At 72.2% G+C, this 16,039-nt stretch carries 14 protein-coding genes and 1 pseudogene; 11 read left to right on the top strand and 4 right to left on the bottom strand.

Annotated elements, in window-relative coordinates; all coding sequences use genetic code 11:
- Positions 1-2 precede the first annotated feature (2 nt).
- Together OVA17_RS16005 and OVA17_RS16000 are read left to right on the top strand one after the other, a co-directional pair.
- Positions 3-1,031, top strand: coding sequence for an alpha-ketoacid dehydrogenase subunit beta (locus OVA17_RS16005; RefSeq protein WP_267787435.1), 1,029 nt, complete (start codon positions 3-5; stop codon positions 1,029-1,031).
- Entirely contained in the window at positions 1,028-2,629 is a 1,602-nt protein-coding gene (locus tag OVA17_RS16000; protein ID WP_267787434.1) for a dihydrolipoamide acetyltransferase family protein, read from the top strand. The genes OVA17_RS16005 and OVA17_RS16000 overlap by 4 nt, the downstream gene beginning before the upstream one ends.
- Before the next feature lie 234 nt (positions 2,630-2,863).
- On the opposite strand, the gene OVA17_RS15995 is transcribed toward OVA17_RS16000, so the two are convergent.
- On the bottom strand, positions 2,864-3,490 hold the full coding sequence (locus OVA17_RS15995; RefSeq protein WP_267789418.1) for a TetR/AcrR family transcriptional regulator: 627 nt from the start codon (positions 3,488-3,490) through the stop codon (positions 2,864-2,866).
- On the opposite strand from OVA17_RS15995, the gene OVA17_RS15990 reads away from it, so the two are divergent.
- From OVA17_RS15990 to OVA17_RS15965, 6 genes and pseudogenes are all read left to right on the top strand, one after another.
- Positions 3,383-3,628 carry a hypothetical protein gene (locus OVA17_RS15990; RefSeq protein ID WP_267787433.1) on the top strand — a complete coding sequence of 82 codons (246 nt, stop codon included), beginning with the start codon at positions 3,383-3,385 and terminating at the stop codon, positions 3,626-3,628. The two genes, OVA17_RS15995 and OVA17_RS15990, sit on opposite strands and share 108 nt — an antisense overlap.
- A gap of 105 nt (positions 3,629-3,733) precedes the next feature.
- On the top strand, positions 3,734-5,323 hold the full coding sequence (locus OVA17_RS15985; RefSeq protein WP_267787432.1) for a carboxyl transferase domain-containing protein: 1,590 nt from the start codon (positions 3,734-3,736) through the stop codon (positions 5,321-5,323).
- A 77-nt stretch (positions 5,324-5,400) separates the two neighbouring features.
- Positions 5,401-7,190, top strand: a pseudogene (locus OVA17_RS15980) (acetyl/propionyl/methylcrotonyl-CoA carboxylase subunit alpha); the annotation flags it as partial.
- Between the two features lie 740 nt (positions 7,191-7,930).
- Positions 7,931-9,106, top strand: a complete 1,176-nt coding sequence (locus OVA17_RS15975) for an acyl-CoA dehydrogenase family protein (protein ID WP_267787431.1) — start codon at positions 7,931-7,933, stop codon at positions 9,104-9,106.
- A complete protein-coding gene (locus OVA17_RS15970) occupies positions 9,103-9,570 on the top strand; it encodes a MaoC family dehydratase (protein ID WP_267787430.1) in 468 nt (155 codons plus the stop codon). The genes OVA17_RS15975 and OVA17_RS15970 overlap by 4 nt, the downstream gene beginning before the upstream one ends.
- The gene (locus OVA17_RS15965) at positions 9,567-10,409 is read left to right on the top strand and encodes an HpcH/HpaI aldolase/citrate lyase family protein (RefSeq protein WP_267787429.1); all 843 of its coding nucleotides are present in this window, start codon (positions 9,567-9,569) and stop codon (positions 10,407-10,409) included. The genes OVA17_RS15970 and OVA17_RS15965 overlap by 4 nt, the downstream gene beginning before the upstream one ends.
- A gap of 52 nt (positions 10,410-10,461) precedes the next feature.
- Here the strand turns inward: OVA17_RS15965 and OVA17_RS15960 are convergent, their stop codons facing one another.
- Both OVA17_RS15960 and OVA17_RS15955 read right to left on the bottom strand, forming a co-directional pair.
- The gene (locus tag OVA17_RS15960) at positions 10,462-11,049 is read right to left on the bottom strand and encodes a histidine phosphatase family protein (protein WP_267787428.1); all 588 of its coding nucleotides are present in this window, start codon (positions 11,047-11,049) and stop codon (positions 10,462-10,464) included.
- Positions 11,050-11,232: 183 nt separating this feature from the next.
- Complete coding sequence (locus OVA17_RS15955; protein WP_267787427.1) at positions 11,233-12,045, bottom strand: alpha/beta fold hydrolase; 813 nt, start codon at positions 12,043-12,045, stop codon at positions 11,233-11,235.
- Between the two features lie 202 nt (positions 12,046-12,247).
- Here OVA17_RS15955 and OVA17_RS15950 point away from each other — a divergent pair, with 202 nt between their 5' ends.
- The 3 genes from OVA17_RS15950 to OVA17_RS15940 all read left to right on the top strand — a co-directional run bounded on the left by OVA17_RS15950 (position 12,248) and on the right by OVA17_RS15940 (position 15,091).
- On the top strand, positions 12,248-13,348 hold the full coding sequence (locus tag OVA17_RS15950; protein WP_267787426.1) for a cupin domain-containing protein: 1,101 nt from the start codon (positions 12,248-12,250) through the stop codon (positions 13,346-13,348).
- A gap of 136 nt (positions 13,349-13,484) precedes the next feature.
- Positions 13,485-14,309 carry a fumarylacetoacetate hydrolase family protein gene (locus OVA17_RS15945; protein WP_267787425.1) on the top strand — a complete coding sequence of 275 codons (825 nt, stop codon included), beginning with the start codon at positions 13,485-13,487 and terminating at the stop codon, positions 14,307-14,309.
- Positions 14,306-15,091: a maleylpyruvate isomerase family mycothiol-dependent enzyme gene (locus tag OVA17_RS15940; protein WP_267787424.1), complete on the top strand. Its 786-nt coding sequence runs from the start codon at positions 14,306-14,308 to the stop codon at positions 15,089-15,091. Before OVA17_RS15945 ends, OVA17_RS15940 begins: the two co-directional genes overlap by 4 nt.
- Positions 15,092-15,426: 335 nt before the next feature.
- Here the strand turns inward: OVA17_RS15940 and OVA17_RS15935 are convergent, their stop codons facing one another.
- The gene (locus OVA17_RS15935) at positions 15,427-16,038 is read right to left on the bottom strand and encodes a flavin reductase family protein (protein WP_210076552.1); all 612 of its coding nucleotides are present in this window, start codon (positions 16,036-16,038) and stop codon (positions 15,427-15,429) included.
- Position 16,039: the final 1 nt, after the last annotated feature.

Raw genomic sequence — 16,039 nt, 5'->3', positions numbered from 1 at the left:
CGATGACTTCCCTCACCCTCGGTTCCGCGATAAACGCGGGCCTGTCCCGCGCTCTGGACGGCGATGAGAAAGTCCTGCTCATGGGCGAGGACATCGGCAAGCTCGGCGGCGTCTTCCGCGTGACCGACGGCCTGCAGCAGCGTTTCGGCGCGCACCGCGTGGTCGACACCCCGCTCGCCGAAGCCGGGATCGTCGGGACCGCGGTCGGCCTCGCCCTGCGCGGCTACCGCCCCGTCGTCGAGATCCAGTTCGACGGCTTCGTCTACCCGGCGTTCGATCAGATCGTCTGCCAGGTCGCCAAGCTCCACTACCGCAGCAACGGGCGGATCCGGATGCCGCTGGTGATCCGCATCCCGTGGGCCGGGGGAGTGGGAGCAGCCGAGCATCACTCCGAGTCGCCCGAGGCGTACTTCGTGCACACCGCCGGGCTGCGCGTGGTCGCGGCGTCGAACCCGCAGGACGCGTACGTCATGCTGCGGCAGGCGATCGCCTCTGACGACCCGGTCATCTTCTTCGAGCCCAAGCGTCTGTATCACTCCAAGGGCGAGGTCGATCTGGATGTCGACCTCGCCGACGCTCCGCCGATGCACCTCGCCCGCGTCGCCCGCGAGGGCACCGACGCGACGATCGTCACCTACGGCGCCCAGGTGCGCACGGCTCTCGACGCCGCGCTCGCCGCGGAGGACGAGGGGATCTCGCTCGAGGTCATCGACCTGCGCTCGCTCTCGCCGATCGACATGAACACGGTCGCGGCATCCGTCCGCAAAACCGGTCGGGTCGTGGTCACCCATGAGGCGGCCCGCGAGGCGGGGGTGGGGGCCGAGCTCGTCGCGAGCATCACCGAGCAGTGCTTCCACTACCTCGAGGCGCCGCCGCAGCGTGTGACCGGGCACGACATCCCGTATCCGCCCTCGAAGCTCGAGAAGCACCACGTGCCGGATCTGGATCGGATCCTGCACGCGGTCGACCGGGTGCGGGAGCGCGGGTCGCACGAGAGCGCCGTCGAGACGAGCGGAGGGGGAGTTCGATGATCGCGGAGTTCCGCCTCCCCGATCTCGGCGAGGGTCTTCCCGAAGCCGAGATCGTGCAGTGGCACGTGTCGGAGGGCGACACCGTCGCCCTCAACCAGACCATCGCCGAGGTCGAGACGGCCAAGGCCATCGTCGAGATCCCCTCGCCCTACGCGGGCACCGTGCAGGGTCTGCACGCCGCGGCCGGAGACACGGTCGAGGTCGGTTCGCCCCTCGTGTCGTTCGCCGTCGAGGGGGCGGATGCCGGCACCTCGGCGCCCGCGGGGCAGGCGGTCGCGGGCCAGGCTGTCGCGGGGCAGATGCCCGCGGGGCAGGCGCCCGCGGGGCAGGCCGTCGCGGGACAGGTGCCTGCGGGGCAGGCTACCGCGGGGCAGGGTGTCGCGGCACGGACCGAGGGTCAGACGACGGGTTCGTCGCGGTCCGCGGGTGGATCGGCCGACCGTCCTGCGGAGTCGGGCGGCGACACGCCGCTTTCGGACCCTGCCGAACGGCGTGTCGCCGCCGACATCCGCACGACGGCTCCGAGTGCGGGAGAGGGAGAACGGGCGACGCCCAACCTCGTCGGCTACGGCGCCGCGCCGAGCTCGGGCACCCGCCCGCGCCGCCGCGCCCGCGGGGCCGGAACCGTCACGCTCGACACCGACCACGCCGTGCGCGAGGCGGCCCCGCACGACATCGTGCGGACGGGTCCGATCGACCTCCCGGTCGAGCGTCCGCGGTCCACGCCTCCGGTGCGCAAGTTCGCGAAGGACCACGGGGTCGACCTGGTGCTCGTCGCGGCTGCGCATCCGGGCGAGATGGTCACACGAGCGCACGTCGAGGAGTACCTCGCCCGTGCCGCGGTGTCGCCGCCGGATGCCGCGGTGCCTCACGCGAGCGTTCCCCCCTCGCCGGGAGACCGGGTCACGCGCACGCCGATCCGCGGGGTGCGCAAACACACGGCGGCGGCGATGGTGCAGAGCGCGTTCACCGCCCCGCACGCGACGACCTTCCTCACGCTGGATGCGACCGCGACGACCGAGCTGCTGGCATCCCTCAAAACCGACCGTGCACTGGACGGGCACAGAATCGGGCTGCTCGCGATCGTGGCGAAGGCGGTGTGCCTCGCTCTCGGGCGGACTCCCGCACTGAATGCGAAGTGGGACGGGGCGGCCGGAGAGATCGTCGAGCACCACTACGTGAACCTGGGGATCGCCGCCGCGACCGACCGGGGACTGGTGGTTCCGGTGATCGCCGACGCGGACCGTCTCGACCTCGTCGACCTGGCCGACACGATCGCCGAACTCGCTGCCACCGCCCGCGCCGGGCGCACCGCCCCCGCCGCGATGACCGGCGGAACCTTCTCGATCACCAACGTGGGTGTGTTCGGAGTGGATGCCGGAACCCCGATCCTCAACCCGGGCGAGGCCGCAATCCTCGCCGTCGGCGCCCTGCGGCGCACCCCCTGGGAGCACCACGGCGAGATCGCGCTGCGCGATGTGCTCACCCTCAGCCTCTCGTTCGACCACCGGCTGGTCGACGGGGCCGAGGCCGCGCGCTTCCTCACCGACGTCGCCGGAGTGCTTCGCGAGCCTGGGCGGGCGATGCTGCTGCGCTGAGCCGGTGGCGCGGGCCCCGGTTCGTGCTCGCGGGCAGTGGGAGCCGGGGTGACGCCTGATCGAGTGTCCAGGGCATGCCGCAATCTCCGCCCGGTGCGCGGGGTTTCGTGGACACTCGCCCGGGGGTGTGGGTGCGTGTTCCCGTTGAGTGTCCAGAACACCCGGGCGCGATGTCGGGGGCGTCCGGGTTTCTTGGACACTCGCGGCGGTGAAGGGGCGGGCGGATGCCGCAGCTCACGCCGTCAGCGCCGCCAGAGCCATGCGGGTCAGGGTGGGGCGGACGCGTGACGCGGGCACGCCCCGCACACTGTGCGGCGTCGAGTTGATCAGGCCGAAGCACGCGAGGGCGCGCACGCGGCGCTCGGCCGGGGACTCGGCATCCGGATTCCGCGCGGCGAGAGCCGCCGTCCAGACGGCGACGTACGCGTTCTGTAGGTCGCGGACGGCGCGACGGTCGTCGGGGGATAGGCGGTCGAGGTCGCGATCCTGCACGCGGATCACGTCGGCCTCGGCGAGCGCGAACGTGACGTGGAAGTCGACCAGGGCTTCGAGGACGCCGCCCGGGCCTTTCGTCGTGCGGGGGTCGGTCTCGGGACCGGGGTTCTCGAACGCCGGGGCGGGTGTGTCGGGGCTGCATCGCGCGAGACGGTCGTCGGGTGTCTGGGGATCGTGTCCGACCCCACGTCCGCCCCGCAGCAACCGCTCGCTGACGTCGACCAGGATCGCGCCGAGCAGCGCCTGCTTGCTGGAGACGTGCCGGTACACGGCGGGGCCGCTCACCCCCGCCGCTTCGCCGATGTCGCCGAGGGTGACGCCGTCGAAGCCGCGTTCGGCGAAGAGGCGGGCCGCGGCGGCGAGCAGGGCCGCGCGGCGATCGGCCTTGGCGCGGTCGCGCGCCGTGCCCGCGGGGGCGGGGGAGTCGCCGCGTCGGCTCGTGGCGTACCGGCGATCGCCGGGGGGCCCTCGTTCGCTCTTGTCATCGGCATCCGCTCGGGTTAGCCTGGCATTTCAGTTAGCCAACATTAACTGAAACCCCACCCCGCGGGAACGACCCCGACGGGAACGACGGTGCCGTCGACGATGCGGCACCGAGACGGAGCCGCCATGAGCACAGCACCGGTCATCGACACCGCCGCACCCGCGCCGACCCAACGCGGCCTCGTCGAAGAGCTCCGCGCGATCCTGGCCCGCGCAGCCCGCGGCGGCTCGGACACCGCGCGCGAACGGCACACGGGCCGCGGCAAACTCCTCGCGCGCGAGCGTATCGACCGGCTCCTCGACGAGGGCAGCCCCTTTCTCGAGGTCGCCCCGCTCGCGGCCCACGGCCTCTACGACGGCGAGGCGCCCGGAGCCGGCGTCGTCGCGGGGATCGGGCTCGTGCACGGGCGCCACGTCATGGTGCTCGCGAACGACGCGACCGTGAAGGGCGGAGCCTACTTCCCGCTCACGGTGAAGAAGCACCTGCGCGCGCAGGAGATCGCGCGCGAGAACCGCCTGCCCTGCGTCTACCTCGTCGACTCCGGCGGGGCCTTCCTGCCGATGCAGGACGAGGTGTTCCCCGACCGCGATCACTTCGGGCGCATCTTCCGCAATCAGGCGCAGCTGTCGGCCCTCGGCATCCCGCAGATCGCCGCCGTCATGGGCTCGTGCACAGCGGGCGGCGCCTACGTCCCCGCGATGAGCGACGAGAGCGTCATCGTGCGCGGCCAGGGCACGGTGTTCCTGGGCGGACCGCCCCTGGTCAAGGCCGCGATCGGCGAAGATGTCACCGCCGAACAGCTCGGCGGCGGTGATCTGCACGCCCGCCGCTCGGGGGTGGTCGACCACCTCGCCGACGACGACGAGCACGCGCTCGAGATCGTGCGGGACATCGTCGCCACGCTGCCGCCGACGCCCGCCCCGGTATGGGACGTGGTCGAACAAGCGCCCCCGGCACGCGCCCCCGAGGAGCTCTACGACATCGTCCCCGCCGACGTCTCGCAGCCCGTCGACATGCGCGCGATCATCGACACCCTCGTCGACGCCGATTCCCTGCACGAGTTCAAGGCGCTCTACGGCGAGAGCGTCATCACGACCTTCGCCCGCCTGCACGGACACCCCGTCGCCGTCATCGCCAACGACGGCGTGCTCTTCAGCGAGTCCGCCCTCAAGGCCGCGCACTTCATCGAGCTCGCCGATCAGCGCGGCATCCCCCTGCTCTTCCTCCAGAACATCACCGGGTTCATGGTGGGGCGCGATGCCGAGGCCGGCGGCATCGCGAAAGACGGCGCCAAGATGGTCACCGCCGTCGCCTCCACCCGCGTCCCCAAGCTCACGGTGCTCGTGGGCGGCTCGTACGGCGCCGGCAACTACGCGATGTGCGGGCGCGCGTACGACCCGAGATTCCTCTGGACCTGGCCGTCGAGCCGCATCTCGGTCATGGGCGGGGCGCAGGCGGCCTCCGTCCTCTCGACCGTCACGCGCGAGCAGCGCGCCGCGCGCGGTCAGGAGTGGACGGATGCCGACGACCAGGCGTTCCAGCGGCCCATCCGCGAACGCTACGAAGAGCAGGGCAGCCCCTACTACGCCACCGCCCGGCTCTGGGACGACGGCGTGATCGACCCCGCCGACACCCGCACGATGCTCGGGCTCGCTCTCGATGTCGTCAGCCGGGTGCCGCTGGCAGACCGAGCCTTCGGGCTCTTCCGGATGTGAGCGAGATGACCGAGATCTCCAGCCCGCCGGCGTCGGTCGTGACGTCGATCCCGCGCTCCGGTGCCGACGCGCCCCGGATGTTCGCGTCCGTTCTCGTCGCCAACCGCGGCGAGATCGCGCGCCGGGTGTTCCGGACGCTGCGGCGTCTCGGCATCCGCTCGGTCGCGGTCTTCACCGATGCGGATGCCGACGCCCCCCACGCCCGTGAGGCCGACCGCGCCGTGCGCGTGCCGTCGTATCTCGACGTCGACGCGGTGGTGGCCGCCGCGGTGGCCTCGGGCGCGGGGGCCGTGCACCCGGGCTACGGCTTTCTCAGCGAGAACGCCGGTTTCGCGCGCGCGTGCGCCGCGGCCGGGATCGTGTTCGTCGGCCCGGGAGTTGAGGCGCTCGAGGTGATGGGCGACAAGATCCGCGCGAAGGAGCACGTCGCGGAGCACGACGTGCCGACCGTGCCGGGCTTCTCCGCGATGGGGTTGAGCGACGACGAGATCGCCGCCGAGGCCGACCACGCCGGATACCCCCTGCTCGTGAAGCCGTCCGCCGGCGGGGGCGGCAAGGGTATGACCGTGGCTACCGGCCCCGCCGACCTGGCCGACGCCCTCGCGACCGCCCGCCGGGTCGCCGCCGCGGCCTTCGGCGACGACACCCTGCTGCTCGAGCGCCTGCTGGAGCGCCCGCGCCACATCGAGGTGCAGGTGCTCGCCGACGCGCACGGCACCACCCTCTCTCTCGGCGAGCGCGAGTGCACTCTGCAGCGGCGGCACCAGAAGGTGATCGAGGAGGCGCCCTCGCCCGTGGTCGACCCCGTGACACGCGCGCGTCTGGGGGAGGCGGCCGTCGCCGCGGCGCGGAGCGTCGGCTACCTCGGCGCCGGCACCGTGGAATTCCTGGTCGCGGGCGACCGACTCGACGAGCCGTTCTTCATCGAGATGAACACGCGCCTGCAGGTCGAGCACCCCGTGACCGAGATGATCACCGGCATCGACCTCGTCGAGCAGCAACTGCGGGTCGCGGCGGGCTTCGCGCTGGATCTGCCCGAGATCCGCCTCGAGGGCCACGCGATCGAGGCGCGCGTGTACGCCGAGACGCCCTCGCGCGGCTACCTGCCCTCGACCGGGACCGTGAGTCTGTGGCATCCGGGATCCGCTCGCGTCGACAGCGCCGTCGAGACCGGAAGCGTCGTCAGCTCGCTGTACGACCCGATGATCGCCAAGATCATCGCGCACGGCCCCGATCGCGAGAGCGCGATCGCCCGCCTCGACGCGGCGCTGGCCGAGACGGTCGTGCTCGGCGTCGACACGAACATCGCCGACCTGCGGGCGCTGCTGGCCGACGCCGCCGTGCGCGCGGGGGATCTCGACACCGGGCTGCTGGACCGGCGGGGACCCCCGCGGCCCCGGAACCGTCGCCGACCGCGTTGGCCGCGGTGGCCGCGCGGGCGAGGGCGGATGCCGAGACCCCGGGCGACGGCTCGGTGTGGCATCGCGTCGGAGCCTGGCGTGCCGGGGGAGCGACGCCCGCCCGGACGGTGGCGCTCGAGGACGACGGCGGCCGTGTGCACCTGGTCAGCCCGGCCGAGGTCGATGCCCGTGTGACGGGCGGTCCGGTCGAGTACTGGGTGCACGCCGACGGCGTCGCGCACCGCCTGCGTCTCGTTTCGCGCCGGGCCGCCGCCGAGCGTCGCCGAACCGCCGCGGGCCGCGGCCCCGGGGTCGTGGCGCCCGACCTCGTCGCCCCCCTTCCGGGCACCGTCGTCGCGGTGCACGTCGCCGATGCGGACGCCGTCGAGGCCGGTGCCCGGCTCGTCACGATCGAGGCCATGAAGATGGAGCACACGGTCACCGCACCACACGCCGGCATCGTGCGGCTGCACACGGCGACGGGCGCGCAGGTCGCCCGCGACGCGGTCGTCGCGACGGTGACCCCCGCGGTCTCCGAGCCCGACGGTCACGCCGGAGCCTCGGCATCCGCCGGCGTCGCGCGCAGGACTTCAGCGATTCGCGCAACCTCCGTTACGGGGGCGGCGGGTGGGGCTGAGGATGTGCGGATCGCGGAGGATGTGCGCGCCGACGCGGTGCCCCCGGGTGTCCCTGGGCCCCGCGATCGCGTCGGCGTCGCGGAGGACATGCGCGCCGACGTGATGCGCCCGGGCGTCCCCGACCCCCATGATCGCGTCGGCGTCGCGAGCAGAACCTCAGCGATTCGCGCAACCTCCGTCGCGGGGGCGGCGGGTGGGGCTGAGGATGTGCGGATCGCGGAGGATGTGCGCGCCGACGTGGTGCGCCCGGGTGTCCCCGGCCCCCACGATCGCGCCGGCGTCGCGAGCAGAACCTCAGCGATTCGCGCAACCTCCGTTGCGGGGGCGGCGGGTGGGGCTGAGGATGTGCGGATCGCGGAGGATGTGCGCGCCGACGCGGTGCCCCCGGGCGTCCCCGGGCCCCGCGATCACGCCGGCACCCCGGGATCCGCCGGCACCCCGGGATCCGCCGGCACCCCGGGATCCGCCGGCACCCCGGGATCCGCCCCCACCCCGGCATCCGCGCCCGTCCCGGCATCCGCGCCCGTCCAGGCATCCGCCACCATCCCTTCCCACAAGGAGACCCTCCCGTGAGCATCGACGGCCAGCAGGCCTTCACCGACGACGAGCGCGAACTGAGCGCGATGGTGCGCGAGTTCGCCGACGAGGTCATCGCGCCGCGCTCGTACGAAGCCGACCGTGCGCACGAGCTGCCCCTCGACCTGGTCGAGCAGATGGGCGAGCTCGGGCTGTTCGGGCTGCCCTTCCCCGAGGAGGTCGGCGGACAGGGCGGCGACTACGCGAGCCTCTGCGTCGCGATCGAGGGTATCGCGCGCGTCGATCAGTCGATGGCGATCACCCTCGAGGCGGGCGTGGGGCTGGGCGCCATGCCCATCTACCGCTACGGCACCGAGGATCAGAAGGCCCGGTACCTGCCCGACCTCGTCGCGGGTCGTGCCCTCGCCGGATTCGGACTCACCGAGGCCGAGGCGGGCAGCGACGCCGGGGCCACCCGCACCACCGCGACGCTCGAGGGCGGCGAGTGGGTGATCGAAGGGTCGAAGCAGTTCATCACCAACTCCGGCACCGACATCACCCGGTTCGTCACCGTCACCGCCGTCACCGGCCGCACGGGCGAGCGCTCCGAGATCTCGACGATCATCGTGCCCAACGGCACGCCCGGCTTCACCGTCGGCCCCGCGTACGACAAGGTCGGCTGGAACGCCTCCGACACCCACCCGCTGACCTTCGACGGCGTGCGCGTGCCCGAGGCCAACCTGCTCGGCGAGCGCGGGCACGGGTTCAAGAACTTCCTGCGCACGCTCGACGAGGGCCGCGTCGCGATCGCGGCGCTCGCCACGGGTGCCGCGGAGGGGTGCCTCGAGGCCGCCGTCGACTACGCCCGCAGCCGCACCGTCTTCGGCGAGCGGCTGTCGACGCGCCAGAGCATGCAGTTCCTGCTCGCGCGCATGCATGCCCGCGTCCACACCGCGCGCCTGGCGTGGGTGCACGCCGCGCGGCTGTGCGACGCCGGCAAGCCCTTCACGGTCGATGCGGCCGTGGCGAAGATGACCGCGAGCGACGCCGCGATGGCGAACGCGCGGGATGCGACACAGGTGTTCGGCGGCAACGGATTCATCAACGAGTACCCCGTGGCGCGGCACTACCGCGACTCGAAGATCCTCGAGATCGGAGAGGGCACCACCGAGGTGCAGCTCATGGTGATCTCGCGCGCGCTGGGGCTCGCGGGTACCGTTGCCGCATGATCGAGCAGCGCGGCCTGTATTTGGAGGAGTTCATCGTCGGCGAGAGGTACGCGCACCGCCCCGGGCGCACCGTGACCGATGCCGACAACGTCCTGTTCACGACCCTGACGATGAACGCGCAGGCCCTGCATCTCGATTCCGCCTATGCGGCGACCCAGCCTTTCGGTCGTCCCCTGGTCAACTCGATGTGGACGCTGTCGACCCTCGTCGGCCTCTCCGTCGGGCAGCTGACGCAGGGAACACTCGTGGCGCAGCTGGGGCTGACCGACGTGAGCTTTCCCGCGCCGCTGTTCGTCGGCGACACCCTGGCCGCCGAGACCGAGATCGTGTCGGTGCGGCCCTCCGCCTCCCGCCAGGGGCAGGGCGTGGTCGTCATGGCGCACACCGGGCGCTCGCAGAACGACGAGGTCGTGGCCACCGCCACCCGCACGGTGCTGGTCTGGGCGAGCGAGGGGCGGGCATGAGCGGGATTCACCCCGACGCCCGCTCGGCAACACGCGCGTTCGCCCTCGGACCCGCGTTGTTGTTCGTTCCGGCCGATCGCCCCGAACGGCTGCCGAAGGCCCTCGAGCGGGCGGATGCCGCGATCCTCGACCTCGAGGATGCCGTGTCCGCAGAGGCGAAGGCATCGGCGCGCGAGGCGATGATCGCCGCCGATCCCGACCCCGAGCGCGTGATCGTGCGGGTGAACGCACCGGAGACACCGGACTTCGCGCTCGACCTCGAGGCGCTGGCGCTCACGCGCGTGCGGCGCGTGATGGTCGCGAAGGCCGAGACGCCGGCATCCCTCGATCCCACGGGCGGGTTCGAGGTGATCGCTCTGTGCGAGACCGCGCGAGGGATCGTCAACGCCGAGCAGCTCGCGGCGCTCCCACAGGTCGTGGCGCTGATGTGGGGTGCGGAAGACCTCGTCGCCAGCCTCGGCGGTACCTCGAGCCGTCGTGACGACGGGGGCTACCGCGACGTCGCACGCGTCGCGCGGGCGCGCGTGCTGCTGGCCGCGGGGGCGTTCGACAAGCGGGCCATCGACGCCGTGCACGTCGACATCGCCGACCTGGAGGGGCTCACCGAGGAGGCTCAGGATGCCGCTGCCTCCGGGTTCGCCGCCACGGCGTGCATCCACCCGGGGCAGGTCGCGACGATCCGCGAGGCATACGCCCCGAGCGCCGATCTCATCTCGTGGGCGCGGGGCGTCCTCGACGCGGCACAGGGGGAGCGGGGCGTGTTCCGTTACGAGGGACGCATGATCGACGAGCCGATCCTGCGGCACGCGCGGTCGGTGGTGGCGCGCGCGGGGGAGTGAGGAGATCCCTCAGGTTCTCACGTGACGCCGGGTCTGTGCGGAGACGGGGATCTCAGCTCGCGACGCCGGCGTACGCCAGCATCTCCCAGCGGTCGCCTTCGAGGCGGAACGTCGTCGCCGAGCAGTTCGGCAGGCGCTCGCCCTCGCGGGGAAACTCCCCGTCGGTGGCGAACATGATGACCTCGCGGATGAGTGCGCCGTGGGCGACGGCGATCACGTCGACGCCCGCGGGAGCGGATGCCACGGCCTCGGCGATCGCGGCGAGGGCGCGCTCGCGCACCACCGGCCAGGTCTCGGCGCCGGGGACGTCGGCCGCGTGCCACGGGCCGTAGGTCCGGTAGAAGGTCGGGGCGTCCATCCCCTCGGCGTCGCCGTACGAGCGCTCCTGCAATCCGGGCAAACGGCGCGACACGGTGGTGCCCAGGGCCGCGGCGATGATGTCGGCGGTCTCGGCAGCACGACCCAGGTCGCTCGACACGACGATGACGTCGCGCCCCGCGTACTCGGCGGCGAGCGTGTCGGCGATGCCCCGCGCCTGCAGACGACCGGTGTCGTTCAGGGGGATGTCGGTCGAGCCCTGGATCCGCCCCTCGTAGTTCCACGCGGTCTCGCCATGTCGCACCAGAGTCAGGATGGTCACCGTTCGAGCCTAACCCGGGGGTGGGGTGCGCATCCCGCCGCCTGTACCCCGCCGCCCGCTCCCTCGCACCGCGTGCGGAGGCTCCGGGCGCCCGAGCGCTCCGTCGGACGGCGGAACCGTCCAGACTCGTGGGGCCCCCGGCGCGGTCGGGGCGCGCGCCGGGGGCCGGTCCGGGGGCGGGGGTTACCGAACGACCGCGGCGGTATCGAGCGCGTCGACCACGACGCGGGTGAAGCCTCGCGGATCGGCGAGATGCGCGAAGTGGTCGGCGCCCTGGATGTCGGTGATGCCCGCGCCGGGGATGATGTTCGCCAGATCGTGAGCGGACTGATACAGAAATGACGTGGTCGCCGTGCCCGCGATGAGGTGGGTGGGGTCGTCGATCTCCGCGTAGGGCGCGAGGTCGCTGCCGAGGGCGTCGATCTCGGCGAGCTCGCGCACCCACGTGGGGGTCAGGGGCACGCTGGCGCCCCACAGCGGTGTCTCGCGGATGAACGGGATCGCCTCGGCGGGCACGCGCACGAAGTTCACCAGCGCGTACTCGAGGGCGGCGTCGAGGTCACCGGCATCCACGAGTTCTCGGTATCCGGCGAGGCGGTCGCCCGCGACGGGCCCCTGCACGGCGAGCGGAGGCTCGTAGGCGAGGAGGGTGCCGCCGCCGAGGCCGTGCTCGCGCGCGTAGGCGAGGGTGGCGAGGGCGCCGAACGAGTGACCCAGGAGGTGGGCTCCGTGGCCGGCGACCTCCCTCATCGCGGCGATGTCGGCGACCTCGTGGGCGAGGGAATAGTCGTCGGCATCCCCGGTGCCGCCGCGGCCGCGTCGGTCGTACACGTAGAGCGTGACGTGCTCGGCGAGCGCTTCGCTGACGGGGATCCACTGCTCCTTCGTCGCGATGCTCCCGTGCGTCACGACGAGCGCGGGTCCCCGGCCACGTCGGAAGTACGAGATGGGAGTGCCATCGGACGAAGTGGTCGAGTGGTGCTCGAGTTCGGACATGCTCTGCCTCCTTGCAGATCGGCGTCGATGCTCTCACCGGGACCGTGGCACCGTGCCGCGGCATCCCGTGGCGACATGGTGTAACAAATTCGCGTCTTGCGCAAGGGAAATGTCTCGCCTCGTCGAAACGTGTGACAAAAGTGCGTTGCGCAACGAAGCAAAGTAATGCAACCTGGAACCACGCCGACGTCGAGGAGGACCGATGAGCGAGACCATCACCCCGGTCGAGAACGCGATGCAGCCCGAGGACACCCCCGAACTGCGCGCTCTGTACCGAGGATTCGACGAGCAGCACCTCATTCCCCTGTGGACGCAGCTCGACGACCTCATGCCGCAGACCCCGCAGCCCAAGGCCCTGCCGTGGGTCTGGCGGTGGAGCGCCCTGCAGCCCCTGGCCGAGCGCGCCGGCGACCTCGTGCCCGTCGGGCGCGGCGGAGAGCGCCGTGCGATCGGTCTGGCCAACCCCGGAATGGGCGGACGCGCCTACATCTCGCCGACGCTGTGGGCGGCGATCCAGCAACTCGGCCCCCGCGAAACGGCGCCCGAGCACCGGCATTCGCAGAACGCCTTCCGCTTCGTGACCTCCGGCGAGGGCGTCTGGACCGTCGTCAACGGCGATCCGGTGCGGATGAGCCGCGGCGACTTCCTGCTCACCCCGGGCTGGCATTTCCACGGGCACCACAACGAGACCGACGAGTCGATGACGTGGATCGACGGCCTCGACATCCCCTTCGCCTACCAGATGGACTCGGGGTTCTTCGAGTTCGGTTCCGAGCGGGTCACCGACGAGGCGACCCCCAACTACTCCCGCTCGGAACGCCTGTGGGCGCATCCGGGCCTCTTGCCGCTGGCCGGCCTGCGTCGCACCGTATCGAGCCCGATCGGCGCCTACCGCTGGGAGCACACCGACGCCGCCCTGACCGACCAGCTGCTGCTCGAGAGCGAGGGGATGCCGGCCACCGTCGGTCCCGGTCACGCCGCCGTGCGCTTCGCGAACCCCACCACCGGGGGAGACGTCATGCCCACCATCCGCGCGCAGTTTCACCGCCTGCGCGAGGGGGCCTCGACGCCGGTGCGACAGGAGGTCGGCTCAAACGTCTACCAGGTGTTCGACGGCGCCGGCCGGGTCCTGCTCGGCGACACCGAGCACACCGTCGAGCACGGCGACATCTTCGTCGTGCCCAGCTGGTGCCGCTTCCGCGTGCAGGCCGAAACGCGCCTGGACCTGTTCCATTTCAGCGACACCCCGATCTTCGAGGGGCTGGGGCTGTACCGCGAGTTCGAAGAGGAGACCGACCGATGACCCCCCGCAGAAATCCCTCCGATTCACACCGGGCGAACGGCCCGCGACGAGGGGAGGCTTCGATGACGCTCCGCACAACTCTCCCGGCCCTCGGTGTGATCGCTCCGTATGCCGGAGTCGTCGAGGGGAACCGCCCATGAAGCTCTGCACCATCCTGTGGAACGGTGACACCGCCGCCGCCCGTGTCGAGGGCGATCGCGCTGTCGTGCTGGAGGGGTTCGCCGACGTCGGAGCCGTGCTGCGCGCCGGGACTCCTTCGGCGGTGGCGTCGCTGGAGGGGGCGGTGATCGCGCTGGATGCCGTGCGCTATGCGCCCGTGATCGTGGCACCGAGCAAGATCGTGTGCGTCGGCCTGAACTACCGCGCCCACATCCTGGAGATGAAGCGCGAGCTGCCCGAGTATCCGGTGCTGTTCGCGAAGTTCGCCGACACCCTCGCCGCGGCCGGTGAAGAGATCGCCTTGCCGCCGGAGAGCCCCGAGGTCGACTGGGAGGGCGAGCTCGCGGTCGTCATCGGCGCCACCGTGCGCCGTGCGTCGGACGAGGAGGCCGAAGACGCGATCGCCGGCTACACCATCGCGAACGACGTCTCGATGCGCGATTGGCAATTCCGCACCCGCGAGTGGCTGCAGGGCAAGACCTGGGAGCGCTCGACGCCGCTCGGGCCGGTGCTCGCCACCCCCGAGGAGATCCCCTCCGACGCCCGGATGACCACGACCGTCGACGGCGTGCAGAAGCAGGTCGGCGACATCCACGACCTCGTCCACGGCCCCGTCGACCTCGTGCGCTACGTCTCGACCATCACGACCCTGCGCCCCGGTGACGTCATCCTCACCGGAACCCCCGGCGGCGTCGGGCACGCCCGCGAACCCCGCGAGTATCTGGCATCCGGAAGCGTGGTCGAGGTCACGATCGACGGGATCGGGACGTTGACCAACCGATTCGTCCCGGAAGAGCCGTGAGCGGCGCCCCGCTGAGCCCCGAGCAGCTCGCCCTGCGCGAGCGCCAGGGGGCGGGCGCGCGCTACGACGCCGACGCCGCCCCGCACGCGCACCTCGATCTCGCGCGCCGGGGCACCGCGTACTTCGCCCGGCGGCTCATGCAGCTCGACGACGCCGACCTCGACGCGCCGAGCCTGCTGCCCGGATGGACGCGTCGTCACCTCGTGGCGCATGTCGGCTACAACGCCCGCGCCGTCGCCCGACTCGTCGAATGGGCGCGGACGGGCGTGGAGAACCGCATGTACGCCTCCGACACGCAGCGGTGGGACGAGATCGTGCTCGGCGCGACCCTGCCGACCCGGGCGCTGCGCCACCTCGTCGACCACGCCGCCGTGCACCTCGACGTCGAGTGGCGTGATCTCACCGATGCGCAGTGGGATGCCGAGGTCGTCACCGCGCAGGGACGCACGGTGCCCGCGCGCGAGACGGCGTGGATGCGGGCCAAGGAAGTGTGGGTGCACACGGTCGACCTCGACAATGGCGGCTCGTTCCTCGACTTCCCGCCCGAGATGGTCGACGGCATCATCGCCGACGTGCTGCGCGCCTGGACGCGCCGCACCGAGCCCGGCGCGGTGGTGCTGCGGGCCACCGACCGAGACGCCGCACCGGGGGAGTACGGCGAGGGCGGCCCCGTGGTCGAGGGCGCCGCGGCCGATCTCGCGCGTTGGCTCGCCGGCCGCGGTGCGCGGCGACTGCGGGTCGTGGGCGGTGGGGAGCTGCCGGCGATCGCACGCTGGTTCTGAGGGCGCTCCGTCGCGACCGCGCGCGGAGGTGCTCCGCGTCGGGCGACGCGACTGGCATGCGGATGTCACCCGAGCGGAACTGCGGGACGGCACGCGCGGGGCCCACGCCGAACCATGCGCCCGGGCGTCGCCCGTGACGCACTCGATGACGACGCTGCCGCCGTCGGCCTCGGGTATCCCCGGATCGTGCGGACCTTCGTGTTCTCGAGATCGCCGTTCTCGATCTCGGACACCTCAGGTCGTCCGACGCCGATGCGCTCCGCTCCCAAGCCGGGGTGAGTCGACGTCTCGCACGGCCCCCGTGCAGACCCCATGGGGTCTTACGCGTGGAGCAATCACCCGCCCGGAACCGGCGGCAGCTCGACCACCTCGCCGAGCGGGGTGTAGCGCGGGCCGGCGAGACGGCCGATCGGCCGCAGCAGTTCGGTGTCGATGCTGGCCGCACCGGTCGAGCCGAGCCGCACGACGTCGTCGCGGATCGACCAGGCGACCACCGTGCCGACGACGAACTCGCCGCCCGTCGGGCTGAACGCGGTCGTGGAGTGGTATCGGCACTCCATGCGCACGGGGGCGTCGGCCAGGCCCGGGATGCCGATGACGCGCGACTCTGCGAGGGCGAGACCCAGGCGGTCGGCCTCGCCGACCTCCGGCGGCATCCATTCCGAACTCGCGTGCAGCGCTTCGAGCATCGCCTCGTCGGCGATGTTCACCACGAACTCGCCCTGCTCCTCGATGTTGCGCACGGTGTCTTTGCGGCCGTTCGCACGCTTGTTGACGGTGAAGCCCAGCATCGCGGGATGCTGGCTCACCCAGGTGAACGAACTGAACGGGGCGAGGTTCACGGGCTCCCGCCCGCTCGTCACCCACGCGATCGGGCGGGGCACGACCGATCCGACGAGCAGACGGTACGTGTCGGCGGGGGAGAGCCCCGCGGCGTCGATGAACATC

The organism is Microbacterium sp. SL75 (assembly GCF_026625865.1).
Classification (GTDB): domain Bacteria; phylum Actinomycetota; class Actinomycetes; order Actinomycetales; family Microbacteriaceae; genus Microbacterium.
The sequence above is the reverse complement of the archived record's forward strand: the minus strand, read 5'-3'. Positions and strand labels throughout refer to the sequence as shown.